This is a genomic window from Phycisphaerae bacterium (genome assembly GCA_035384605.1).
In the GTDB taxonomy this organism is placed as follows: Bacteria; Planctomycetota; Phycisphaerae; order UBA1845; family PWPN01; genus JAUCQB01.
Genome location: DAOOIV010000011.1, coordinates 55,688 through 80,272, shown reverse-complemented (window position 1 = coordinate 80,272; position 24,585 = coordinate 55,688). Strand labels below are relative to the sequence as shown.

Sequence of the window (24,585 nt, the reverse complement as noted above, 5' to 3'; positions counted from 1 at the left end):
GTGTTTTGTGAAGCACCCATGGTCATGAGCACAAAGAAAAACGGCTAAAGTTGACCATAAGTAACTTGCCGGTTTTCTGTGAAGCAGCGTCTTGACGCACGCGCGTCAATCAGGTTGTCACGGACTCGCCATCGAGCCCGTATTCAAACTCATCCGAGGCCACACACCTCCCTATCCAAGACCACGCTTCCTGTCTAACTCCTGCTTTATTATATGTTGCCGGGCCGAACACATCAAGGCCGTTCCCGGCCGTTGGCGAAGGGCGGGTCCGTGACAGTCCAGGCGGCTCTTACAGAACCCCGACCGCAAGCGAGGGGCCTTGATGTTCGGAGCACGCCGACCCTGCCGCTCCGGAAGGGAAGTGACACGACCATTCGAACGCCCACCCCCCGATACTGGTGTCTAAGATATAAAAAACTCCATAGACATGTATTAGCATTTGTCAGATTCCCGACACGCAGTCTCGCCTCCGTTCGGCCGTCGCCGCTGATTGCGATGCCGGATACCCAGACGTCTTCAATGGCGAGGCTGACCACCGTGCCGGCATGGCGTGTTTACGCCATTGTCTCTCCCGGGTCCGTCCGTGCCCGACGACGGTTGCCGCACTCGCGACAGCCATACTCGCTCGGCGCGGCTTGTCGCTGCTCGCTGCCGGCGGTAGGATACACGCACTCATCGTTTCACCCGGTGGCTTGCGTCAAGGAGATCAGCATGTACGCCAAGCAGGTGTGCGTCTTTCTGGAGAATAAGAAGGGTAGAATCGCCGAAGTGACCGGCTTGCTGGCCGGGGAAGGCATCAACATCCGAGCCTTGTCGCTGGCCGACACGCCCGACTTCGGGGTGCTCCGGCTGATCGTGGATGACCGTGTCCGGTGTGTTCGGGTCCTCAAGTTGAATGGTTTCGTCGTCCAGGAAACCGAGGTCATTGCCATCGAGATCGATGACCGGCCGGGCGGCCTCCATCGGATCGTTGAGCTGCTGGACCGCGAGGGAATCAACATCGAGTATATTTACGCCTTTATGAAGAAAAAGGCCGAGCAGGCATTGGTGGTGTTCAAGATCGACGACGCGGCTCGCGCAGCCGAGACGCTCAGGCGAAGCGGAATCGCCATCCTGTCGGAAGATGCGATAAAGGATCTGTGACTGTCTTCGTTTCGAAAGGAAGGTAGACATGACAAAGCGCACTTGCATCATTCTGGGAATTGTGGGTCTGGGGTTGTTCGTTGGCTTGGCCGGGTGCAAGGATTCGTCGAAGGCCCCGACGACCACAAAACCGGCCGACGCCGGTCCTATCAGGATCGGAGCCATCTTCTCCATCACCGGTCCCGCGGCGTTCCTGGGGGCCCCCGAAGAGAAGACGACGCAAATGCTCGTGGAGAAGATCAACAACGAGGGCGGCGTCCTCGGCCGCAAGCTGGAGGTCATCATCAAGGATTCCGGGGCAAGCCCCGAGAAGGCCCTCTCGCTGGCCAAGCAGCTCATCGATGAAGAGAAGGTTCTGGCGATCATCGGCCCGTCGACCAGCGGTGAGACGATGGCTATCAAGCAGCTTTGCCAGGACAGCAAGATGATCCTTGTCTCGTGCGCCGCCGCGGAAAAAATCGTCGAACCCCTCGCGAGCTACGTATTTAAGAGCCCTCAAAAAGACAGCGATGCCGTGAAGGTGATTTATGAGGCCATGAAAAAACGCGGCATTTCGAAAATCGGCGTCGTGGTCAGCAGTGATGGCTTCGGGACGGCCGGCAGGGAACAGCTTGAAAAACTGGCTCCGGAGCACGGTCTGACTATTGCCATCGCCGAGGTCTACCCCAAGGAGGTGACTGACCTGACCGACGTGCTGACCAAGGTCAAGGGCAAGGACGTCCAGGCAGTGGTCAACTGGTCCATCGTTCCCGCCCAGAGCCTGGTTGCCAAGAACATGAAGCAGATCGGTTTGGACGTCCCCCTCTTCCAGAGTCACGGGTTCGGCAACATCAAGTACGCCCAAGCCGGGGGAGAGGCGGCTAACGGCACCCTGTTCCCGTGCGGACGCCTCCTGGTCGCCGAGCAACTGCCCGACGACCATCCCCAGAAGGCCCTGCTGATGTCCTACAAGAAGGATTACGAGAGCAAATACAATGAGGAAGCCAGCACCTTCGGTGGGCACGCTTATGACGCCCTGTTGATTCTCGTCGAGGCCATCAAGAAGGCAGGTACCGACGATCGCGAGAAGGTCCGTGATGCCATCGAAAACCTCAAAGGGCTCGTTGGAACCGCGGGCATCTTCAATATGTCGCCTACGGACCACACCGGCTTGGATGCCGATGCTTTCGAACTCCTGACCGTGAAGGAGGGTAAGTTTGTGATTGCCCCAAAGGAGTAAACGATACACGGCAATCCGATCCCAGGAGTCTGAGCTTAGATGGAACTCACCCAGGCGCTGCAGTATTGCGTTGCCGGCATCCGTAACGGCAGCGTGTACGCAATTGTTGCCATCGGCTTCAACATCATCTACAGCACCACCGGCGTCATCAACTTCGCCCAGGGTGAGTTTCTCATCGTTGGAGCGATGACGGCCATCAGCCTGAACCATTTCGTGCCGCTGCCGGTTGCCGTCGCCTTGGCGGTGGTCATCACCATGCTGCTGGGCGCGTTGGTCGAGTTCGTGTTTATCCGCCCCGTCCGCCATGCCCCCGTCCTGCGGCTCATCGTGATCACCATCGGCATCTCGATTGTGCTGCGCGAGGGCATGCTGCACGTGTGGGACGAGCAAGTCAGGGCCCTTCCGTATTTCACCGGTACGGCCGTCTCGACCTTCCCGCTTTTCGGCGCAAGAGTCTCCCCCCAGGACCTCTGGGTGCTGGGCATGTGTGCCGTCATCGTTGCCGGCTTGACGCTGTTCTTCCGGTTCACGCCGACCGGTCGTGCGATGCGGGCCTGCGCCGACGATCGGATGGCGGCCCAACTCTGCGGCATCAAGGATTCCCGCATGGTCACGCTCTCTTTCATGCTCAGCGCCGCCATCGGCGCGCTGGCCGGATGCGCGATTTCCCCGGTGATGCAGACGCAGTACGACATGGGCGCCCCCCTGGCCATCAAAGGCTTCACGGTGGCAATTCTCGGAGGGCTCGGCAACAGCATGGCCGCGGTTGCGGCGGGACTGCTGCTCGGACTGATGGAAGCCTTTGCCGTGAGCCAGATGCCCGTTGCCTACAAGGAGGCGGTTGCCCTGGTCGTCCTGCTCATGGTGCTGATTGTGCGCCCGAGCGGCCTGTTTGCCGGCCGGCAGACCATCGAGCTGAGGGACCACTGATGCGTCTCGGCAGATATCTGCCCGTTGCTGTCACGATCCTTCTGGTGGTCCTGATCCAAACCGGACTCTCGGCCGCTGAGAAGCCCTTCTACATGACCCAGATCACCATGTCGGCGTACTATGCGCTGGTGGTGATCGGCTTGTGTCTGCTGATGGGATATGCAGGCCAGGCCTCTCTGGGCCACGCGGGTTTCTTCGCCATCGGCGGCTATGTCTCGGCGGTACTGACGACGTGCAACCTGCTGGCCTATCAGACCCATCCCCTGGTTCGGTTGTGCCGGTGGCTCGGCCTGACCGTTGAGCATCAGGATCTTTACGGCAGGCAGATGCTGAGCATTCTGCCTTGGCCGGCCTTCATAGCGGCCCTGCTTGTGACCGCTGTGATCGCCCTGATCATCGGCATGCCGGTCATCCGTTTGAAAGGACACTACTTGGCGATGGCCACGCTGGGTTTCGGCCTCATCGTCTACCGCATCGTCCTGGGGGCGGAGGTCTTCGGCCAGGCCGATGGTATTTCAAACGTCCCGCCTTTCAAACTGATCGGCGATACGCTGCAGGTCAACGGCGCTCCGGCGTTCCGCGTGCAGAACTACTACATCGCGTGGGTTGTCGTCCTCGCGGCCATGGTCCTGGCCATCAACCTGGTTCACTCGCGCATCGGCAGGGCCCTTCGATCCATCCACCAGAGCGAGGAGGCGGCGCATTCGCTGGGAATCGATACCTACCGTTACAAGCTCTACACCTTCGTGCTCAGCGCTCTCTTCGCCGCCGCCGGGGGCGCCCTCCTGACGCATTACAACGCAAGCATCGGCCCCTCGGAAGTCAGCGTCATGAAGTCCGTCCGCTACGTCGCGATCGTGGCTGTCGGAGGGATGGCAAATCTGTGGGGAGCGCTGCTGATGGGCGTGGTCCTGAACTTCCTGTCTCTTCGCGGCGTGTTCGGCACCTACGATGACGCGGTTTTCGGCGTCATCCTTATCGCGATGATGATCTTTGCGCCGGAAGGACTGCTCAGGGTGCCCCGCTGGCGCGCTCTCGCATTCTTGTCGACCAGGAGGTCTCATGGCTGAGCCCCTCCTGACGACGCACAGGCTCCACCGTTTCTTTGGCGGTCTTCATGCCGTCGAGGACGTGAGTTTCAGCGTGCCCTGCGGGGCAATCAAGGCCATCATCGGTCCCAACGGCGCGGGCAAAACGACGCTTTTCAATCTGATCGCCGGCACGTTGTCCCCTCACGAAGGGGAGGTGTACTTTCGAGGCAGCCGGATCACCGGCTGGAGGGCACATGCGATCGCGAGGCTGGGGATCGCCAGGACGTTTCAGACCACGAAGCTGTTTCCCCAGATGACCGTTCTTGAAAACGTCATGGTCGGCCGCCATCCGAGGACCCGGTCCGGTTTCGTCGCCGGCATGCTCAACCTGCCGCGCACCTGGCGCGAGGAGAAGGAGAGCAGAGACAAGGCCATGTCGATCCTGGATGATCTCGGCCTGTCGGCGTGTGCCTCGGAGATCGCCTCGAATCTGTCCTTCGGCCGCCAGCGGCTGGTCGAGTTCGCGCGGGCCCTGGCCACCGAGCCGCAGCTCTTGCTTCTTGACGAGCCGGCGGCCGGGCTCAATATCTATGAGACACAGGCCCTTGCCGATCTGATCTTGAAGATTCGCGGCCGGGGTGTGACCTGCCTGGTGGTCGAGCACGACATGTCGCTCGTTATGAATATCTCGGACGATGTCGTGGTCCTGGATCAGGGCCACAAGATCGCAGAAGGACCGCCGCGGGTGATTCAGAGAGACCCCGAAGTGATACGCGTTTACCTGGGGGACGACCATGCTGCGACTGACCAATGTTGAGGCAGGCTATGGCGCCTTGCGGGTTCTCAAGGGAATCTCGCTGCACGTTTCCCAGGGGGAGATCGTCGCCATCATCGGGGCCAACGGCGCGGGCAAGACGACGCTGCTTAAGAGCATCGCCGGTATCCTTCAGCCGCGATCCGGAACGATCCTGTTCGACAAGCAGGACCTCCGAGGCCTGCCGCCTGATAGAATCGTTCAGCTTGGCTGCTCGATGGTCCCCGAGGGCCGTCATGTCTTCCCCACCATGACGGTGAAGGAAAACCTGATCCTCGGGGCTTACTCCTGCCGGGGCAAGGGACAAACGCGCGAGGCCGTCAAGGCAAGCATGGACGAGGTTTGCCGGCTCTTTGACATCCTCAAGGAGCGGGAACATCAGCTTGCCGGCACGCTGTCCGGCGGGCAGCAGCAGATGCTCGCCATCGCGAGGGCTTTGATGTCCAAGCCGCGATTGTTGATGATGGATGAGCCTTCGCTCGGGGTCGCGCCTTTGGTGGTCCGCGACATCTACCGGACCATCACGACCTTGAAGCGCGACGGCTTGACGATTCTGCTGGTCGAGCAGAACGCACGGGCGGCCCTGGCGGTGGCGGATCGCGGATACGTCATCGAAACCGGGCAGATCGTCCTCGAGGGAACTTCGCGGGAGCTGAGCGACAATCGCGAGGTCCAGCGAGCTTACCTGGGCAAGGAGTACGAGCGTATCGATGAGTGAGGCAACATCATGAGCCGGAATGCCCTTTACAACCCCGCTTGCGAGGCGCTTCCCCGCGACGAGTTGGAGCAGCTCCAGATCGAGCGGCTGCAGTCGACTCTGAACCGGGTGTATCGCAGCGTCGCCTTCTATCGAACGGCCTTCGACGCGAATTGCGTCAATCTTGAGAAGATCAGGGACCTGCGGGCCATGCGGGACCTGCCCTTCACGACGCGCGACGATCTCCTGCGAAGCTACCCCTACGACATGTTCGCCGTTCCGCTGCGTGATATCGTGCGGATCCACCAGGGGTTCGCAATCGCCGGAACGCCCGTCGTCGTCGGCTACACGCGAAACGACCTGCGCAACTGGACGGAATGCGCCGCCCGCGTACTGACTGCCGGCGGGATCACCGAGCACGACGTGGTCCAGATCGCCCTCGACTACGGCCTGCTGCCCGGTGCCCCCGGATTCCAGCAGGGCGCCGAACTCATCGGGGCCTCAGTCATCCCGGCTTCCATGACGGCCTCGATGTCCAGACAGATCGCCATCATGAAGGATTTCAAAACCACGGCCCTCATCACCACGCCGAGCCACGCCCTGAACATCGCCGCGGGGCTCGAGGAGATGGGAGTCCACCCCGAACGGCTCCAACTGCGGCTGGCCCTCTTCGGCGGCGAACGGTGGAGCGACGAGCTGCAGAAGCGGATCGAAGAAAAGCTCCACGTTATCGCGATCGACACCTATGGCCTCACCGCGATCATGGGGCCCGGTGTGGCCGGCGAATGCCGCCAGCGGTGCGGGTTGCACATCAACGAAGACCACTTCATCGTTGAGGTCATCGACCCCACCAGTCTCGAACCGCTCGGACCAGGATGCGAAGGGGAGTTGGTGCTGACCACCATCACCAAGGAGGGCTTCCCGCTGATCCGCTATCGGACGGGCGACATCACCTCCGTTAATAGCGAGCCGTGCGCCTGCGGCAGAACCCTCGCCAGAATGACCCGCGTGTCGCGGCGGACGGATGACCTCATCTTCTTCCACGGCGTGGGCTTCTTCCCCGTCCAGATCGAGAAGATCTTGTACGAGGTCGAGGGCCTCAGCCCACACTATCAGATCATCCTGGACCGACAAGGCGACGTCGATACCCTTGAGATTAAGGTCGAGGTCCTGGAAGACATCCCGTCTCTCGACGAGATCAAGACCCTGGAAATCCTGAGAAATCAGGTGGCCAGGCGGATCAAGACCGTCTTGAACCTGGACGCGAAAGTGACCTTCGCCGAACCAAAGTCCCTGCGGTCGGATTCGGGTGCAATCCCGCGCGTCCTCGATCGAAGACCGGGATGATCGTGTGCGATTCTTGGCGGCTGCCTGATGGAGTCCCCCGTGATTCCTCCGCTTCTTTCTGGGTCTCTGGCCCGCGGTCTGATATACTATGCCGCCGACATCATCCGTAGAATAGGACCTTACGGCCGGACATCTGTGCGGCTTGCGCGCATGTTTCTGGATCGCAGTGCACTTGGGTGGCGGCCCGCAAAAAGGCGGTCCGCCTTAGGAGTCGAGATCATGTGTGAATCGTGTTCATCCTATGTTTTGAATCGTCGTGGTTTCCTGGCGGCGACCGGCGCGCTCGGGGCGGCCGCTTTCGTCTCGCGGGCCGTGGCCCGGCAGGTTGGTGCGGCCGCGGCGTCTGCCGTTCCCAAACGCGACAAGAAACCGGCCAGGGTCCTGGTCGCCTTTTTGTATCCGCCCGCGGATGTCGTCAACGAAGGGAAGATGGAAGACTCGTGGCGGGTACACAATTGGTTCACCTGGCCGGGCAACCAGTTCGAGCCCGAGCAGCAGGAACGCAAGTTTACCGCGAAGATCAGGGAAACCGCCGACAAGCTCGGGCTGGTGGTCGAGTTCATGCCGAAAGCGATCTATCAGGAGGCCAAGGTCAGAGAGTTCATCGAACAAGCCAAAGCCGCCAAACCGGATGCCGTCTTCATCGTGAACTTCTGGAACACGTTTTCCAAATGGTCGCACCAGATGGCGACCGAGCCGGGTGCCCCGACGGCGATCGTTTACCATCCGGTGGGTTCAAACCATCAGCTTCCGCCGGATTACCTGCGAAATGCAGAGGGGCTCTACTACATCCATTCCATCGAAAACTGGGATGAAATAGAGCGGGCTCTGACGGCCGTCCATGCCAGGCAGATGCTGGCGCAGAGTCGGCTGCTGCGCATCTCCGCCAAACCCGCCGCTGAAATCATATCCGAGCCGCGGCTCGGCGTCGAAGTCGTCGGGGCCCCCGCCGAGGAATTCAACGCCGTCTTCGACGGCATCGCGGATGACGACGAGCTCGTCCGCGATGCGATGCAGTTCAAGAAGAACGCCGCCAGGGTCACCGACGTCGTCGACAAGTATTTCGTCGATGCCATGAGGGCCCATCGGGCCGTCGAGCAGATGCTGCACCGCTACGGCGCCGACGCCATTACCATCGAGTGCCTGCAACTCAAGCATCGAAAGCCCTGCATCAGCTTCGCGACGAATAACGGAAACCTCGTTCCGTGCGGCTGCGAGAACGATCTCAACGCCTCGCTCACGTTGATGCTGGGCCGATGGCTGCTGGGCCGCGGCGGCTTTCAGCACAACCCCGAGTTTGATACGAGCGAGAACAGATACTTTGCATCCCACTGCACTTGCGCCTGGAAGCTGCACGGTCCCCAGGGGCCTTCGCAGGAGTACTTCGTGCGGCCGTTCTTCCACCAGTTGCCCAAGACGGCGGCCCTCGACGTGCAGTGGACGCCCGGTGAACCGATCATTCTGGCCAAGTATCTCAGCGGACAGGACACCCTCAACTGCTGGACCGGTAAAGTGATCGAGTCACCCACCTCGCCTCCCACAGGCGGCTGCGCGACGCGCGTGCTGATGGAAATGGACAACGTGGACGACGTGTGCAAGGTCTACGCCGGTCCCCATCCGATCCTCTTCTGTGGCAATCGCGGCGATGCCAAACGCCTGAAAGCCTTCGCCAGGATGTATCGGTTGACGTTTCAGGGCAACGTGTAGTGTGGGCGAGTAGAGTCGCCGGTACTCCTGGGGGGTTGCGGACATACTCTCACAGGACAATGTCTGGGTCCTGCACCCTGAACCCCGGCTCCTGAATCCTTAACCGCAGAACCTCTCAAAGTTGCCGCCGAATAGATCGGCGACGTCCCGTCGGATCTCCTGCTCGCTCGGCATCCACCCCGACCGGACCAGGTCGATGTACTTGTCGGCCAGCACGTCGGCGATGATGCGACGCGAGTGCGACCACTTATAGATGAGCTGATCCAGGACACGCGCGTCCGAGTGCTGCGGGATGACGGACGTCCCCAGCAGTTCGAGCCGCATGCGCGTCATCTCCTCAATCAGACTAGGGTTGTTCAGAAACCACCAGCAGCCGAAGACCATCAGATTGGGGTGCTTGCGGGCCGCGACGCAGAGCTCATGCTGGTTCTCGCGGGCCAACATGGTGACCAGGAAGCGGTTGTCCGGGCAGGTCGCGCACAACCGGCTGACGCTGGCCACGTCGGCGGCGCCCACCCCGTCGCCGGCCAATCGCAGTTGCGGATTCAGGCTGCGCCGCACGCCGATCATCATCGCGAACGGGATGCCCGCCTCACGACATACGGGCAGCACGCACCCGGCGATGAGGGCGGCCCGCGGGCTGTCCTCGGGGATGGTGAAATCCGGTGGCAGCGACACGGCCATGTAGCGCGGACGCATTCGCACGACCCAGTCGGTTAGAAACCGCCGCACTTCGGTCAGGTCGGAAGCTCCCAGCTCGCCGTTCACGCGGTAGCCCCAGCCGGCCAAGCGCGTGACGGCGAAACCCCAATCATTCAGCAAGGGGTCGATTCGCAAGGCGGCCTCAAATCGCTCGTCTGACCCGGGGCCTTGGTCCCAGACCGGCCGTTCTTTGTCGTCAAACGGGTCGTTGGTCATGATCACCCGTCTGACATTGGACAGCCTAAACACTTGGTCGATGTACGCTTCTCGCGGAATCGCCGAAAGGTGCTTCCGGATACTTGTCAGATTCTTCTGCTTCGGGTCGATCCCGAATGCCTGAAGTACCGTCAGCACGCCCCGACACGCCTCGGAAACCGGCGAATGCTCGATGAACAGGTGTTGCCAGATGTAGTCCGCCTGCTCGGATTTCGACATTCCCCAGAACCGTTCGTACGGCAGAGGGGCAACGCGAAACACCTCCGCGATCAAATAATGGTATGTCAGCAGTTCGTCCAGCCCGTAGAGCAGCAACCCGCCGAATCGCGCGGAGTACACGTGTGTGTGAATGTCGAGAACCGGAGTCTCAGATGCCACACGGCGGACGAACTCTCGCAGATTGTCTTGGCTCAATTCCGGCACGCTTGTTCCTCCCAGTCCTCGGCACTGTATAAGCCGGCGCCGGTGCTGTAAAGTATCCCCGCTGCGGAGGTCGAGGGGTGTTCAGAGCGGGAGACACAGGCCACGATGATTGTCCGTGAAAGCGAATCAGTGGTCCTTTCGAGCCGCGCTTTCAGAATCCGGCTGAGCACTCGTCCCGGTACGCGCCGGCTTGTCGAGGAGTTTTGCGCGTCGATCAACCGCGACGGCCGCCACGACATTCGCATTTCCCTCCTGCCATGGACCGGTTTCGCCGGCGTCACCAGCCACACCCGCGAGTTCTTCATCACCACCGAGGGGCCGCAATCCCCCACGGTCGATGTCCTTCGTGATGACGACCAGGTTTGCCAGGTACGGTACGGGCCGCTGTTCGCTGCATCCTGGGAGATCTACTGGACCCTGGGGTTGGCAAACGACGACCTGCGGTGGGATGTTTCGGTACACGTCGGCCGAAAAACCCTGCCGGACGACGAGATCAACCTGCTGGCGTTCGACGTGCCGGAAGACGAAGAGATTGCCGACGCTTGGTTCGACACCGGCTATATCCTGCCGCCCAAGCACTGGTTCGCCGTCCCTGAACCCGAGGTGACCTACCGCGGCAACGAAGGCGGCCGCGGTGTTCTCGACCGCCGCGTGCGGCTGAAGTTTGCCGGCGACGGGCACGAAATCATGTACCTCAACTTCGCGGGCGGATACGGCCTGCTGGTGGCTTGCGCGGGGGACAATCTCTTCCGGATCGTACCCAGGGCGACGTGCAGGCCCGCGGGGCCGCGTGACCCGCGCCGACTGCCGCCGGCCCGCTTTGTCTTCAAATCTCACGAGCGGTTCTGCATCGGCACTCCTCGATGGTCGGAAAACCAAGTGGTCGAACCGCAAACGCGCTTTCAGTGTAGCGTTGTGATACAGGCACATCGGCCAAAGAACGTCGAGACGATGCATCTCGAAACACCGGACCGGACGGTGGGGAAGCAAACGACTCGGTTTCATCGCACGCATGCCCACGGCTCCATCGCCCACCGCGCCGGTTTTGCCGGCGGATGGCACAACGTGGGGCACCCCAGGGCCCACGGCGTTTCTTTTGAATATTACCTGCACGGCAAGGCGCATTTCTTCGGCTTGCACCCCGCGATCGATGAAGTCATGGCCCGCGCCCTCGATGCCGTGTATCAGCGAGAGACCCGGTCGGACGGTCTGGTCTGGGGATACGGCTTCGACGGCCGAGGCGCCTTCCATGAAAACAACGCTTCCATGCTTATCTTCCTCGCCGACTATGCCCGACGAACGGGTGACCTCTGCCGCCTGAAGTACGGCGAACGATGGGCAGAGTACATACTGGCCAATTGCACCGACAGACCTTTTCTCTACCTGACCCCGACCTCCACGGGTATTCCCGGCCCGGGCAACGGCGCCCGCGTCTGCAACTGGTGGGACGTGGTTTCCTGCGGCGGCTACGACGCCTTCATCAACGTGCTGACGTATCCCGCACTACGCGACCTGGCCGAGATGGAACGGGCCGCAGGCAACGTGAAGCTGGCCGATCATTACGCGGCCGCCGCGCGACGGTTACGGCAGTCGTTTAACGAGCTGTTTTGGGACGAGCGGGCGGGCCGATACATCTCGTGGGTGGACACGCAGGGAGGCCGCCACGACTACTTCTTCACCTCGGTCAACCTCATCGCCGCCGCCGAGAGCATCGCCGATCAGCCCATGCGTCGGCGGATCCTCGATTCCATTGATCGCCGCGTGGCGGAACTGGGTTACAAGGGCTTCTCCCTCCCCTGTAACCTGGTCAGCATCCCGCCCGAGCACTACAACGCCGGCGACTGGTGGCTCGAGACCTACGGCTATCCGCATTTCTACGACCTGTTCGGTACCTACGAAAACGGCGGCATCTTCCCGTGGGTCAGCGCATACTACATCGCTGCCATGGCGGAATTCGACCCGGACAAGGCCTACGATCACTATCTGGCCATTCTCAATCAATATGAGCGCGACAACCTCCACGGCGCCGGCAACGGCTACTTCTGGGATACGGAGACAGGGCTGCCGACCGAGGGCAGCAAGCAGGAACCTTATCTGGCCAACGTGGCCGTGACCGTCTGGGGGTTCATGTCCCTTTTCGGGCTCACTTTCGATTTCACGAAGGGCATCGCCATCCGCCCACGCTTGCCCCGGCGGCTCAACGGCTCTGTGTTCTCAATCCGCTATCACGGCTCGAAGGTCACCTTTCACTACCGAGGTTACGGCGTCAAGGTGACCAGCCTCCGAATCGACGGCCGCGACTTGCCCCCCGATGGTTTCATCCCGGCGGAACGATTACGCGAGGAAAGCATTGTGGAGGTGGAAGTATCGGAGTAGCAAATCAGTGGTTCCGCGAGTGTGTAAAGATCGAAGCGTCCGGGCGGTCGGGCAGTGTCGAGTCCGCCGCGGCGGACGAGACCCGCCCCAGGGTGAAGCAAAACCCGTGGCAGGTCTGCGTCACCTCCGGCGACTCCGACCGTGCCCTGCCTTGTCTGAACCCTGAACCCCGGATCCCGAACCCTCAGTCGATATCGTCATCATAGAGCATATCCGGCACACCGTCGTCTTGCAGAGCGGCCTGGCGGATGCGGGTGGCCTCTTGCTCCTTGCGGACTTGCCATTCCTCAGCGGTAATCAGGACCTTGCGAGCCTGACTGCCGGTATACTCGCCGACGATGCCTGCAGCGGCCATTTCCTCAATGAGCCGGCTGGCGCGAGAGTAACCGATGGCCAGCCGCCGCTGCAGCAGGCTCACGCTGCCGCGGCCGGTCTCCAGAATGATCTCCACGGCCTGGTCGAACAGTTCATCACGCGGCCCGTCGGCGGATGCCTCCGCCTTGCCGAGTTGCATGAGTTCCGGGTGAAACTCCGGCTTGCTCCTTTCGCGAAGGAAGTTGATGATTTCGCGAACCTCGGAATCCTCGAGGAATGTCCCCTGAGCGCGTACCAGCTTCGAGGACCCGGGCGGCAGGTAAAGCATGTCGCCCTGGCCCATGAGCACCTCTGCCCCGTTCTGGTCCAGAACGATTCGAGAATCCATGCGCGAGGCGACGCGAAACGCAATTCGACACGGCAGATTGCTCTTGATCAGGCCGGTGACGATCTTGGCCTCCGGCCGCTGCGTCGCGACAATGATGTGAATGCCGACCGCGCGGCTCTTCTGCGCCAGCCGCGCCAGGTGAGCCTCAACCTCCTTGGCAGACATCATCATCATGTCCGCCAGCTCGTCCACAATGATGACCACGTAAGGCAGATGCTTGGGAATCTGCGTCTTCTCTTCTTCCGTACTCGGCTGGAAACGCTCCAGCTTCTCCTGCTCGGAAAGCTTGTTGTAAGCCGCGATGTTCCGTACCCCCGCCTCCGCCAGCAGCGCGTACCGCTCATCCATCTTCTCCGTCGCCCAGGACAGGATCTTCTCGGCCCGTTCGATTTCAGTCACGATCGGACACATGAGATGAGGCACGTCACGGAAGGTGCTCATCTCGACCATCTTCGGGTCGACGAGGATGAGCTTCACCATGTCCGGCCGCTGAGTCATCAGGATCGACATGATGATCGAGTTGATACACACGCTCTTGCCCGAACCGGTTGTGCCGGCGATCAGCATGTGCGGCATCCCGGCGAGGTCCCCGATCAGTGCCCGACCGCTCGCGTCCTTGCCCAGAAACAGCGGCAGGGCCATCCGACGAACGGCGTCGCCGCCCATCGTCATCAGTTCCTTCAGGCGGACCTTCTCCTTGTTGAGGTTCGGCACCTCGATGCCGATGGTGTTCCTCCCCGGTATCGGCGCCACCACGCGCACGCTGGGAGCGTAAAGCGCCCTGGCAATGTCGTTGGCCAACGAGGTGATTTGGCTCAGCTTGACGCCCGGAGCCACCTGTAACTCAAACATCGTGATGACCGGCCCGGTGTCGATGGTCACCACGTGGGCCTCGATGCCGTATTCGTGCAAAGCCCTCTGAAGATCCTGGGCTTTCTCCCGAACCAACGCCTCCTGCTGCGAGGTGAAGCTGTACTCCGGATCGATAAGCGCGGAAAGGGGCGGGAACGTCCACTCGCCCAACTCCGCCGGATAGGGCTTCGGGGGGACAATCGTCTGGGGCACAGCCGCGGGCTTGGGCGGCGTGGGAAAGTTCACAACCATTGGCGGCGGCTTGGTTGCCACAGGCGCGGGTAGGAGCGGCTCATCTTGATCACCCGCCTCGGGCGGGGCGGTTTCATTATCCTTCTCTTCAATCGCGACGGCCGAGGCGGTCTTCTCAACCTTGGCCTCCGCCTCGTCCGGCTCATCATCGCCCTCTGACTGCTGCTCGCTCCTATCCTCGGGTGCGGACTTGCTCGGAGCAGGCTTGGGCTTGGCAACCGCCGGCCTCGGTCTGACAATCACCGGTGCATAAGACCGGCCGCCGGTCGGTGCCCCGGCAGGAGCCGGCCGCGGCCAAAGACCTTTCACCCTCGCGACTGCCCGGCGAAAGGGGCCGGTGATCGATGTAATCCTCTGGGCGGCGGGAGCAACCGCGGAGGCCATCTCCGTGACCTGTTGGCGCCGCCGACACAACATGGCCGGGATTTGCAGAACCAGTTCCTCGGCGGTGAAGAGCAGACCGACTACCGCGCCGTAAAACAGCATCGGCCAAGCCATCCAATTAACCGACTGTTGCAGCCAGGTGGCTAGGCAATAGCCCAGTATGCCGCCGGTCTCTTCGCGGAAACGGTCGGGAGAAGCCAACAACATGTGAGAGACGGCCGAGGTGACCGAGATCAACAAACTGACACCGATAATACGTTGCCACAGTGATGGCAGGCACCCCTTCCAGGCCAGCACAATGATGGTCATCGTCAGCCCCGCCGCCGCCGCATACGCGCCCTTGCCGAAGTACGAGAACATCTTGTACGCCACCCAGGCGCCGGCCTTACCCCCGGCGTTGTAGGCCTGCGCAGGATGGGGGTACACGCGCGGATTCGGAGCGTCCAGTGGACTGAAACTCAGTACTGATACCCACAGGAACAGACAACTGATCAGCACCAGCAGAATCAGACAACCACGGATGATCTGCAGGCGTTGCTGGAACTTGTTCATGCGGAGCGCTTCCTCCGTGATACGCGGCCGCCATCTTACCGCCCAAGATGAAGCCTTCCAAGGTTGGGCGGCGAACCGTCAGGACGCTCAACCACGCTTGTCGGGCGCAAAAAACCACCTTGGGCAGCGCGGTGCCCCAATACGAAGATATCGGCGGTCCGGCAAAACAGGCTGGAGGAATTCGCATCCCGAGAGTGACCAGCAGGACGTCATTGCGGCTGATATAAATCCTGTGAAGCTTGTTCGTACCAACGATCGCCAAAATGCCGCCATCCATGCAGAAAAAGAGCGCCAATTGCCACAGGCGACATCGGCACCATCCGCCGGATGAACGGCACGATGGCCTCCGGGGCGTCCTGACACGCAACGATCTCCGCATGCTCTTGTTCGGCATCATCGTGACGAAGGCGGTCAAGCATCTCCTCACGTCCCTGGCGGATCTTGACATCAAAAATAAGCTCGGGTTGCCGGATTTGACGGTCACGGGCCATGCCGAGGCATACCGTCTCGGCAACATCCTCTGGCTGGACACCGGCCTCCTCCTCAAGTTCGCGCAGAATGCAGCCAAAGGCATCAAAGGTGCCGTCTGCCCGGCGTTCCCCCATCTCAAGGCTGCCCCCGAACGCTTGGACGTAGCCCGGATGGCAGGCCACTCGATAATTACGCCGACCATAGAGAATCCAACCGTCACCGGTGATAAGGATACCCGACACGCCAATGGGGTTGCTGAACGCCGTCCACCCGAATTCGTCAGCCCGATGGTAATTCAGGTAATTTGTCCCGATAAAATGGGCAAAATCGGATGGCCCGCCCTCCATCATGAAAAGGCCTTTTTGGACTCGGTACCTCAGCAGGCGGACGATCTGGCCGTTGTAGAGATGAAAGCCCCGTTGCCGGGCAAGTTCCATCTGCTTGGCCCAGGCATCTGCCACTATGGCCTCCAGGGCGGGTATGGCCGGGGCCGGCTCGTCCCGATACACAATCCGCAGTTGATCCGGGCCGAACAGGCCGCAAACGTCGACAACAAAGGGCAGTCCTGACATTTCTTTCTCTCTACCTGCAGAGTCGCAGGATAAGGGCATGAGCCCGACAAAGCGATACCAGCTCCGCGCGCGATCGGTTCCTTGATGGTTTGGCCGACGTGACCACCGGGAGTCCGGATTCTGGTTCTGGCATCCACAGGCCATCTCAGGTACCATACAGTCCCGCGCCCAAGACAGCCGTGAAGGGCCTATACACAGCGTCCGGTTGCCGGCGGTTCAGGAGGACAGGAAGCCGTCGCACCGTGGGAGTCAGCCTTATGGCAGAAAACGTCAAGACAATTACCGGTGAACTGATCCTCCGAAAGGGCCAGAAGTTCGCAATCGTGGCCAGCCGGTTCAACGAGTTTGTCTGCTCACGCCTGCTTGACGGGGCGATCGACGCCCTCGAACGGCACGGGTGTTCCATGTCCGACATCACCGTGGTCCGCGTCCCGGGTGCATGGGAACTGCCGTTGACCGCCCGCAAGATCGCCGCGACCAACCAGTATGCCGCCGTGATATGCCTCGGTTGCGTCATCCGGGGCGAGACCCCCCATTTCGACTACATAGCCGCTGAGGCTGCCAAAGGCATAGCCCAGGTAGGCTTGTCGGTCGAGGTACCGGTCGTCTTTGGCGTCCTGACGGCCGATACGCTCGAACAGGCCATCAACCGCGCTGGAGCCAAGTCCGGCAACAAGGGGGCCGACGCCGCGATGACCGCAATCGAGATGGCCAACCTCTACGCGAGACTCGAAGGCAAGATTACCTGAACCGCCCGCCCCGATGAAGCAATCCCGACATCAGGCACGAACGGCAGCCCTTCAGGGGCTATACCAACTGGACATCCAGCGTGCGCCCGCTGACGCGGATGCGGCCGAGTGTCTGAAGCCGATTCTGGAGGAAGCAGGCGCATCCCCCGAGGTCGCCGACTATGCCCGGCAGATGACCGCCGGCGCGTGGGCCAAACGCGACCAGTACGACCGCATGATCGCCGAGGTCACGGATCATTGGGAAGTCTCACGGATGGCGGTTGTTGATCGAAACGTGTTGCGGATGGCAATATACGAACTTGTTGAACGGCCGGAAGTGCCCGCTCGCGTGGTGATCGACGAGGCGGTCGAGATCGCCCGCGAATTCGGCGATGCCGAGACGCCTCAATTCGTTAACGGTGTTCTCGACGCGATCTGGAAGAAGCATCCGGCCTGCCGGGTCGCAAGAGGCGAACCGGTGTGAGAAAGAAGCTCTCGGCGATTAGCTTTTAGCCGGAGCCTGTCAGTCCGATAGTCTAGAGGTCTAAAGGCCTGGTGGTCTGACCATGGGTTTGTTCGATCGACTCAAGCAGGGATTGGCCAAGACCCGCGATAAGATTTCGCGGAGCTTCCGATCGGTTTTGCCGTTTGGCCGGAACATTGACGATACGATCATCAACCAGCTTGAAGAGACCATGCTGACCGATGATATGGGCCCGGCCGTGACCGCCCGACTCATCGATGAGGTCCGGATCGCCTGGAAAAGCGGACAGATCCGCGAAACGCAGGAAATCATCCCTTTTCTCAAACAGAAGATCGTGTCCTATTGGCCCGAGCCTGACCGCCAGTTGATCCGCGCCGCGTCCGGACCGACGGTCATCCTGGTTACCGGCGTCAACGGCTCAGGCAAGACCACCAGCGTCGCCAAGCTATGCAACTATCTGACCAGGGAGGGTAACCAGGTCATCCTTGCGGCCTGCGATACCTTCAGGGCTGCCGCCGTCGCCCAACTGACCGAATGGTCCAGGCGGCTCGGCGTTCAGATCGTCAAGCACCAACAAGGGGCTGACCCTGGTGCGGTGGCCTTCGACGCCTGCGAGGCGGCACTGGCCCGCAACGCCGATGTCTTGATCGTCGATACCGCCGGGCGGCTGCACACCCAGGAACACCTCATGCGCGAGCTGAACAAGATTCAGCGCGTGGTGGAAAAGAAAATCCCCGGTGCCCCGCACGAGGTCCTGCTGGTCCTCGATTCGACCATCGGTCAGAACGCCATCAACCAGGCCAAGGTCTTCAGTCAGCACGTTAAGGTCACCGGCCTGTTTCTGGCCAAGCTCGATGGCTCTGCCAAGGGCGGGATCGTCATCGGCATCCGCGACCAGATCAACATCCCGGTCAAGTTCGTCGGCCTCGGCGAAACCCCCGACGACATCGAGCCCTTCAATCCGGAAAGCTTCGTAGAGGCTCTCTTCGCCGAGCCCGAAGCATGAAAAGTTATCCCAAAACCTCTGTGACATCGGTTTCCAACCGGTCGGCTTTCAGCGTTTCCGGATAGCCCCGGATCCCCCATCCCACAAGGGGTGGGGAACCGAGTCGTTTTCCAGGGCGCGTCTCGAGACCGGCGGCGCATTCGGTTGGCGAGGCAATTGTGCCCACAATCCCGCAGGACAGGTTGCCAAACCTGCCGCCCCCTTGATCACCAACCACTGTGAACTGATACTCCATCTGCCCGTCGCATCATCCACCCCTATCTCCACTCCTTCCTTGCCGCTCGCACTTCTCTCGCCCCGTACGTGCCGTCTGGCTCACAACTCAGAGCAGGAAGCTGACGCGAACCGCCTTGGTCCCTTACTCCGGAACTTCTCTGCATTTTGCGGTCATGTTTTGGGGTCTCGGAGGTTCATGGTATAGTGGTATGGAGCATTCCCGCCGAGTGCCGTCAGATAAAGGTTGCCAAGATGCAGCCGGCGAAGATGATTTGACCTTCTTCGTAATCGTTTGATATCGCGGCGTTGAGATCGGACGGGATGTGTCTTGCCAGTGGCCCGCAAATCAATGCGCACGACACAACGACGCGCGTGCGAGTCTCGGAGCAGCGGGCAGATTTCGAGCCGTCACGTCAATACCCGTCCGAAGGGGATGTGTGGGGTGCTCGCTGATTCTTCAATTTGGTTGCGGCCAAAGGCCGCTTTGGGTTGCAGCCCGCAAAAGGGCGCTCCGCCTCGGACTATTGGGCAAGGAGAAGCTGTCGGCACCGTGGCGTGCATAGCGGCGTGCGCAACGTAGCCCTTCGGCAAAGGCTGTCCCGGGGCGCACGACGCTTTGCCGGAAAGGATGGATCAACTATGAAATGCAGGGTTGCTGGCATTGTCTTGGCAGTATTGCTTTATGGCTCGGCGGTTGTCGCACAGCCGGTTGACCCGCCAGGGGCAGACCGACAAGTCGGGCAGGCCGAGAAGCGTGCCCGCTGCCGGGAGTTGGGCATTCAGGTCGGAATCCTGCCGACCGGCCAGTGGAACGCGATCACTGATGTGCCCGGCGTCAAGGTCGGGCATCAGACCCTGCGGCGAGGCGAATCCATCCGCACCGGCGTGACGGTCATCGTCCCGCACGACGGCAATACCTATCGTGAGAAGGTGCCGGCGGCCGTGTACTGCGGCAACGCCTTCGGGAAACTCGCCGGCTCGACGCAAATCGCCGAGTTGGGAACGCTGGAGACCCCGATCGCGCTCACCAACACGCTGGGCGTCGCAGCGTGCATGCAGGGCCTGATCCGCTACACGCTCAATCAACCGGGCAACGAGACCGTTGGCTCGGTGAACGCAGTCGTCGGTGAGACGTACGACGGCTACCTGAACGACATCCGCGGCATGCACGTGACGCCCGAGGATACCCTTGCTGCGATCGCGGTGGCCGCCTCGGGTCCTGTCGCCGAAGGCAGCGTCGGGGCCGGCACGGGCACCTCCTGCTTCGGCTTCAAGGGAGGGATCGGCACCTCCTCGCGCCGGCTCCCGCACGATCTCGGCGGCTACACCGTCGGCGTCCTCGTGCAATCCAACTACGGCGGCGTCCTCACCATCAACGGCGCCCCGGTGGGCCGCGAACTCGGCGACTTCTCGATGAGCGAGTACACGACCGCATCCGGCGGCGACGGCTCGTGCATGATTGTGCTCGCCACCAATGCTCCACTCTCACCCCACGGCCTCGAACGTCTGGCCAAACGCGCCGTGCTGGGCCTGGGCCGGACCGGCTCGTCGATGCAGAACGGTTCGGGCGACTATGTCATCGCATTCTCGACCGCCTACCGCATCACCGACCACGATCGTGTGCTCGATCCGCCCGTCGCCACCGTCGCCGGCCGTGCGATGAACCCGTTGTTCATGGCGGTCGTCGAAGCGACCGAGGAGGCGGTGTACAACTCCATGTTCCAGGCCACATCGGTGACCGGCATTGACGGCCACCATCGCCGAGCCATTCCCCTGGACCGCGTGGTCGAGATTTGCCGCCGCTACAACGTGCTCAACCTCCAGGATCGTCTGCCGGGCGTGAGGGATGGACGGCCGGCAACAGGGGAGAGCAGATAGTCTGTGAGTCTGTTAGCCTGTTAGTCTGTTAGTCTATCGAACGATCAGACGGTTAGGCGCGGCGTGTGGAACACGCCCTACCAGAACATGCCGGCGCTCCGGCAAGCCGGGGCTTGGCCATGCCACCCATTGCACAGGAGAATCGCGAGCCCAGGTTCAGGAAGAACCTGGGCCACCCGGCTGAAAAAGGGGACATTCTGCTTTCTAGGAAAAGTAGAATGTCCCCTTTTTGAGGGTCGTTGGCTCAGTCAGGCGGGGGCTCGGCGGCGCGAAAAAGACGGCGAAGAGTGCCTGACCCGCTGTCTTGCACGCTAAACACGTGCGGGTTCCGGGCCGCGCGAGGCAAATCATCATTGGGGATCCCGATCCCTGTTCGATCAGCGGGACCGACGGCGGGCCGGCAGGCCCATGGCCGCAACGACAAACAGACCGATCGAAAGGGGTTCAGGGACGATCACGTTGGTCAGCATGATGCTATTGAGGTCCGGCCGGATCTCGACAACGCCGCTCACGCCTGGGGCACCCGTCACCAGCCACGTCGTGTCGGAGGGGATGGCTGTGCTGCCGACCCAGTGGAAAAGCGTGTACTCGCTCAGCGCGCCCGTCGGATTCAAGACATCCAGGTTGATCGTGAACACGCCGCCGGGAGCGAGAGTGAAGACATCGCCCGAGCCAATGATTTCGATCCGGTCGGCGTTGGGTCCGTCGATCTCGAAGTCGAAGGTGGCCCCGCTCTTCAGCGAGAGCCTCTGGAAGGTCAACACGCCGGCACTGTGGCCGGGGCTGAGCGCGGCGCCGGCATCCACGGTCGTCGCACCATTGATCGTCCCGGTCCCGACAAGCTTTCCACCCGAGAGGACCATGCCCGTCGTTGTGCTCAAGGTGCCGTCGACACTGGTCAAACCGGCGGTTTGCGTATAGCCGCCGTTGACGGCCAGCTTGCTGCTCACGTCAATTTCGATCGTGCCCGAGTTGGTCAGCGCGCCGGCGGTGGTGAAGGTCCGGCCTCCCAGAATCGAGAAGCTGCCCTGGTTGTCAGCCAGCGAGTTGACGGGAGCAAACGCCGATGACGAGCCGCTGAGTACGACGGTGGCCTGGTTGGTCGTTACGGCCGGAGAGCCGCCGACCGTCAGGCTGCCGTTGATCGCCTTCCAGGTTCCGCCGGTGAGCGTGGTGCCGGAAAACTGTGTCGGGGCGGTCTGCAGTTCAACGGTGCCTCCGTTAGCCTCGATCGTGCCGAGGTTGTTCACGGTGACATTGCTGTAAACACGACCGCCCGACCCGCTGATAGTGTGTCCGGCTGCGTTGGTCATGGTTACCGGCGCGGGGCTATTGATATGGCCCGGGGTGAGCAAGAGAGTGCCGGAGCCCTGAAGAATCATGCCATCAGCAGGTGTCAAGGTGGCCCGGCCGCTTCCGCCCGTGTAGCCGCCGATTTCCAAGGTGCCGTTGTTCGTGAAGGTCGAGCCGGCGAGGTTCACAAACGAACCATCCTGTGCCAGCCAGTAGCCCGTATTGGTGATGTCCGTCAGCGTGGTGGTTACGTTCTGGCCTGTGATGAAGTGCTGGCCCGTACCCGAAGACGCAGTCGTGCCGCCGGATATGCTGGAACCATGGTAATACTGCACACGGGAGTTGTTCTCCACGACAACTTGACCGGAGGCAGACTGCGTAATGGCCGTCTTGACGGCCAGAATCCCGCCGCCGGTGGCCTTGATCATCGCCTCATTGCTTTTCGCGGCGCCTTCCAGGCTCAGGGTGCCGCCGTTGTAGTCCACAATGACTTGGCCCTGGTTGTCGAGGGCGGCCTTCAAGTTGCCGCGGCCGTGGATGGTGTGGGTGGCGGAGTTCGTCAGCATGCACCCGGTCACACCGTCCACGATACCAGGGTTCATAAACAGATCGCCGGTTCCCGCCAGTGTCACATCCGCCTGCACCCTCAGGGTGGCCATGCCGGCACCGCCGATGTAACCGCCCACCTCGAAGGTGCCGTTGTTCGTGAAGGTCGAGCCGGCGAGGTTCACAAACGAACCATCCTGTGCCAGCCAGTAGCCCGTATTGGTGATGTCCGTCAGCGTGGTGGTTACGTTCTGGCCTGTGATGAAGTGCTGGCCCGTACCCGAAGACGCAGTCGTGCCGCCGGATATGCTGGAACCATGGTAATACTGCACACGGGAGTTGTTCTCCACGACAACTTGACCGGAGGCAGACTGCGTAATGGCCGTCTTGACGGCCAGAATCCCGCCGCCGGTGGCCTTGATCATCGCCTCATTGCTTTTCGCGGCGCCTTCCAGGCTCAGGGTGCCGCCGTTGTAGTCCACAATGACTTGGCCCTGGTTGTCGAGGGCGGCCTTCAAGTTGCCGCGGCCGTGGATGGTGTGGGTGGCGGAGTTCGTCAGCATGCACCCGGTCACACCGTCCACGATACCAGGGTTCATAAACAGATCGCCGGTTCCCGCCAGTGTCACATCCGCCTGCACCCTCAGGGTGGCCATGCCGGCACCGCCGATGTAACCGCCCACCTCGAAGGTGCCGTTGTTCGTGAAGGTCGAGCCGGCGAGGTTCACAAACGAACCATCCTGTGCCAGCCAGTGGCCCGTATTGGTGATGTCCGTGAGCGTGGTGGTCACGTTCTGGCCGGTGATGAAGTGCTTGCCCGTACCCGAAGACTCGGTCGTGCCTCCGGTAACCGACGAACCGTTATAGTACTGTACGGTCGAGCTGTCTCCAGCGACCATCTGGCCCAGGCTGGTTTGATAGACGGAGGTGCGAACATCGAGACGACCACCGCCAGATGCCGAGAATACCCCTTCATTGGTCTTTGCGCCGGTTTCCAGGCTGAGCCAGGAGTTACTGACGTCGGCGCTCACCAGGCCTTGGTTGAGCAGTGTCGCGGTCAAATGCCCGCCCGAGCCGTGAATGAGGTTGCCGGACTCGAGCGTCAGCGCCCCGCTAAGGGTACCCGCTCCGGTGAACTCGATAGCTCCGCCGCCGGTGACGGTGCCATTGGTGACCGACAGCGTCCCGCCGCCGGCAAAGCCGACGTAGGCAATCTGAATGAGGCCCTGATTGAAAATGGATGGACCGTTGACCGTCAGGCTGCCGGCGTTACCGATCCAGAGGGTCGCCGGGGCACCAACACTGAGCTCCCAGATGGACGGGCCATTCTGGTAGTTGATCTCGGCGGTGTAGTCCCCACCCACGATCGCGTGGTCACTTGCGCCCGGTGTGGGCGGATCGATACCCATCTGACCCCAGTTGTTCACGTAGATGGGACGGTGCTCTGAGTCGTACTGGCCGGTGAAGTGACGCGAGTACCAGTTGTTGTTATCACCCTCTCCAGTCCAGTACATGTCAATTGCGACTGCAGGTCTCCCAACACAGAAGGCCATCGCAACCAGGACAGACAACATCGCCCACGAGTGATAAACACGTGACATGATTCTCTCCCTCGTCTTCTTGTTCGAGCGGCTTAGCGGCCGGGGCCAGTAACATAGCTAGCCGAAACCGGCGACTGATGAGACTGCTCTCGCCTCTCCTCTTGTCAACGTAATAAGTATTCTACCGCCTGCCTGCGGCAATACAAGTCTTTTTGACTGCGAACAAGTCGGATGCGGGGCGATCGTGCCTGAGAGTGCGACGCGCACGTCCCATTCTCGCATAGGCCAAAGACCTCCCCGCAGAACAGCCGAATCTGACGTCGCATTGCCGGGCAAGTTCATCAATCGCAACGATTGCCCTTGATAACTCTCGGCCAATGCGTAAATTACGTGACTCTGAATGACGATCGCCCGCGGGTTGACGACTGTGCCTTCGAAGAGTGTTGTTCTGTGGCAGTTCACGAGAGGTTAAGGAACTCCAGTACTTCTGTCCGGTTTCTGA

Annotated in this window: 17 protein-coding genes; 13 read left to right on the top strand and 4 right to left on the bottom strand. The window is 61.3% G+C overall.

Annotated features, from left to right (window positions below):
• Positions 1-711 precede the first annotated feature (711 nt).
• The 8 genes from PLL20_04960 (at position 712) to PLL20_04925 (ending at position 8,888) form a co-directional block, all read left to right on the top strand.
• Complete coding sequence (locus PLL20_04960; GenBank protein ID HPD29321.1) at positions 712-1,143, top strand: amino acid-binding protein; 432 nt, start codon at positions 712-714, stop codon at positions 1,141-1,143.
• Positions 1,144-1,171: 28 nt separating this feature from the next.
• The gene (locus tag PLL20_04955; protein ID HPD29320.1) at positions 1,172-2,362 is read left to right on the top strand and encodes an ABC transporter substrate-binding protein; all 1,191 of its coding nucleotides are present in this window, start codon (positions 1,172-1,174) and stop codon (positions 2,360-2,362) included.
• Positions 2,363-2,401: 39 nt separating this feature from the next.
• The gene (locus PLL20_04950; protein HPD29319.1) at positions 2,402-3,292 is read left to right on the top strand and encodes a branched-chain amino acid ABC transporter permease; all 891 of its coding nucleotides are present in this window, start codon (positions 2,402-2,404) and stop codon (positions 3,290-3,292) included.
• The gene (locus PLL20_04945; protein HPD29318.1) at positions 3,292-4,362 is read left to right on the top strand and encodes a branched-chain amino acid ABC transporter permease; all 1,071 of its coding nucleotides are present in this window, start codon (positions 3,292-3,294) and stop codon (positions 4,360-4,362) included. The genes PLL20_04950 and PLL20_04945 overlap by 1 nt, the downstream gene beginning before the upstream one ends.
• Positions 4,355-5,140 (top strand): ABC transporter ATP-binding protein, encoded by a 786-nt coding sequence (locus PLL20_04940; protein HPD29317.1) that lies wholly within the window; start codon positions 4,355-4,357, stop codon positions 5,138-5,140. The genes PLL20_04945 and PLL20_04940 overlap by 8 nt, the downstream gene beginning before the upstream one ends.
• Entirely contained in the window at positions 5,118-5,855 is a 738-nt protein-coding gene (locus PLL20_04935; protein ID HPD29316.1) for an ABC transporter ATP-binding protein, read from the top strand. The genes PLL20_04940 and PLL20_04935 overlap by 23 nt, the downstream gene beginning before the upstream one ends.
• A gap of 9 nt (positions 5,856-5,864) precedes the next feature.
• The gene (locus PLL20_04930) at positions 5,865-7,181 is read left to right on the top strand and encodes a phenylacetate--CoA ligase (protein ID HPD29315.1); all 1,317 of its coding nucleotides are present in this window, start codon (positions 5,865-5,867) and stop codon (positions 7,179-7,181) included.
• Positions 7,182-7,400: 219 nt separating this feature from the next.
• Positions 7,401-8,888 (top strand): hypothetical protein, encoded by a 1,488-nt coding sequence (locus PLL20_04925; GenBank protein HPD29314.1) that lies wholly within the window; start codon positions 7,401-7,403, stop codon positions 8,886-8,888.
• Positions 8,889-8,987: 99 nt separating this feature from the next.
• Here the strand turns inward: PLL20_04925 and PLL20_04920 are convergent, their stop codons facing one another.
• The gene (locus PLL20_04920; GenBank protein ID HPD29313.1) at positions 8,988-10,229 is read right to left on the bottom strand and encodes a glucuronate isomerase; all 1,242 of its coding nucleotides are present in this window, start codon (positions 10,227-10,229) and stop codon (positions 8,988-8,990) included.
• Between the two features lie 105 nt (positions 10,230-10,334).
• Here PLL20_04920 and PLL20_04915 point away from each other — a divergent pair, with 105 nt between their 5' ends.
• A complete protein-coding gene (locus PLL20_04915) occupies positions 10,335-12,605 on the top strand; it encodes an amylo-alpha-1,6-glucosidase (protein HPD29312.1) in 2,271 nt (756 codons plus the stop codon).
• A 184-nt stretch (positions 12,606-12,789) separates the two neighbouring features.
• Here PLL20_04915 and PLL20_04910 read toward each other — a convergent pair whose 3' ends face one another.
• Positions 12,790-15,348 carry a DNA translocase FtsK 4TM domain-containing protein gene (locus PLL20_04910; GenBank protein ID HPD29311.1) on the bottom strand — a complete coding sequence of 853 codons (2,559 nt, stop codon included), beginning with the start codon at positions 15,346-15,348 and terminating at the stop codon, positions 12,790-12,792.
• A gap of 209 nt (positions 15,349-15,557) precedes the next feature.
• A complete protein-coding gene (locus PLL20_04905) occupies positions 15,558-16,391 on the bottom strand; it encodes an NUDIX hydrolase (GenBank protein HPD29310.1) in 834 nt (277 codons plus the stop codon).
• A 257-nt stretch (positions 16,392-16,648) separates the two neighbouring features.
• On the opposite strand from PLL20_04905, the gene ribE reads away from it, so the two are divergent.
• The 4 genes from ribE (at position 16,649) to PLL20_04885 (ending at position 20,703) form a co-directional block, all read left to right on the top strand.
• Positions 16,649-17,140, top strand: a complete 492-nt coding sequence (ribE, locus tag PLL20_04900; GenBank protein HPD29309.1) for a 6,7-dimethyl-8-ribityllumazine synthase — start codon at positions 16,649-16,651, stop codon at positions 17,138-17,140.
• A 13-nt stretch (positions 17,141-17,153) separates the two neighbouring features.
• Positions 17,154-17,603 (top strand): transcription antitermination factor NusB, encoded by a 450-nt coding sequence (gene nusB, locus PLL20_04895; protein HPD29308.1) that lies wholly within the window; start codon positions 17,154-17,156, stop codon positions 17,601-17,603.
• A gap of 82 nt (positions 17,604-17,685) precedes the next feature.
• Entirely contained in the window at positions 17,686-18,609 is a 924-nt protein-coding gene (gene ftsY, locus PLL20_04890; GenBank protein ID HPD29307.1) for a signal recognition particle-docking protein FtsY, read from the top strand.
• Positions 18,610-19,464: 855 nt separating this feature from the next.
• A complete protein-coding gene (locus PLL20_04885) occupies positions 19,465-20,703 on the top strand; it encodes a P1 family peptidase (GenBank protein HPD29306.1) in 1,239 nt (412 codons plus the stop codon).
• Between the two features lie 377 nt (positions 20,704-21,080).
• Here the strand turns inward: PLL20_04885 and PLL20_04880 are convergent, their stop codons facing one another.
• Positions 21,081-24,143, bottom strand: a complete 3,063-nt coding sequence (locus PLL20_04880; protein HPD29305.1) for a hypothetical protein — start codon at positions 24,141-24,143, stop codon at positions 21,081-21,083.
• Positions 24,144-24,585 lie beyond the last annotated feature (442 nt).

Bases quoted from the DNA above. Each gene is read 5' to 3' on its own strand.
- PLL20_04960 (HPD29321.1), top strand. From the start codon at position 712: ATGTACGCCAAGCAGGTGTGCGTCTTTCTGGAGAATAAGAAGGGTAGA.
- PLL20_04955 (HPD29320.1), top strand. From the start codon at position 1,172: ATGACAAAGCGCACTTGCATCATTCTGGGAATTGTGGGTCTGGGGTTG.
- PLL20_04950 (HPD29319.1), top strand. From the start codon at position 2,402: ATGGAACTCACCCAGGCGCTGCAGTATTGCGTTGCCGGCATCCGTAAC.
- PLL20_04945 (HPD29318.1), top strand. From the start codon at position 3,292: ATGCGTCTCGGCAGATATCTGCCCGTTGCTGTCACGATCCTTCTGGTG.
- PLL20_04940 (HPD29317.1), top strand. From the start codon at position 4,355: ATGGCTGAGCCCCTCCTGACGACGCACAGGCTCCACCGTTTCTTTGGC.
- PLL20_04935 (HPD29316.1), top strand. From the start codon at position 5,118: ATGCTGCGACTGACCAATGTTGAGGCAGGCTATGGCGCCTTGCGGGTT.
- PLL20_04930 (HPD29315.1), top strand. From the start codon at position 5,865: ATGAGCCGGAATGCCCTTTACAACCCCGCTTGCGAGGCGCTTCCCCGC.
- PLL20_04925 (HPD29314.1), top strand. From the start codon at position 7,401: ATGTGTGAATCGTGTTCATCCTATGTTTTGAATCGTCGTGGTTTCCTG.
- PLL20_04915 (HPD29312.1), top strand. From the start codon at position 10,335: ATGATTGTCCGTGAAAGCGAATCAGTGGTCCTTTCGAGCCGCGCTTTC.
- PLL20_04910 (HPD29311.1), bottom strand. From the start codon at position 15,348: ATGAACAAGTTCCAGCAACGCCTGCAGATCATCCGTGGTTGTCTGATT.
- PLL20_04905 (HPD29310.1), bottom strand. From the start codon at position 16,391: ATGTCAGGACTGCCCTTTGTTGTCGACGTTTGCGGCCTGTTCGGCCCG.
- ribE (HPD29309.1), top strand. From the start codon at position 16,649: ATGGCAGAAAACGTCAAGACAATTACCGGTGAACTGATCCTCCGAAAG.
- nusB (HPD29308.1), top strand. From the start codon at position 17,154: ATGAAGCAATCCCGACATCAGGCACGAACGGCAGCCCTTCAGGGGCTA.
- ftsY (HPD29307.1), top strand. From the start codon at position 17,686: ATGGGTTTGTTCGATCGACTCAAGCAGGGATTGGCCAAGACCCGCGAT.
- PLL20_04885 (HPD29306.1), top strand. From the start codon at position 19,465: ATGAAATGCAGGGTTGCTGGCATTGTCTTGGCAGTATTGCTTTATGGC.
- PLL20_04880 (HPD29305.1), bottom strand. From the start codon at position 24,143: ATGTCACGTGTTTATCACTCGTGGGCGATGTTGTCTGTCCTGGTTGCG.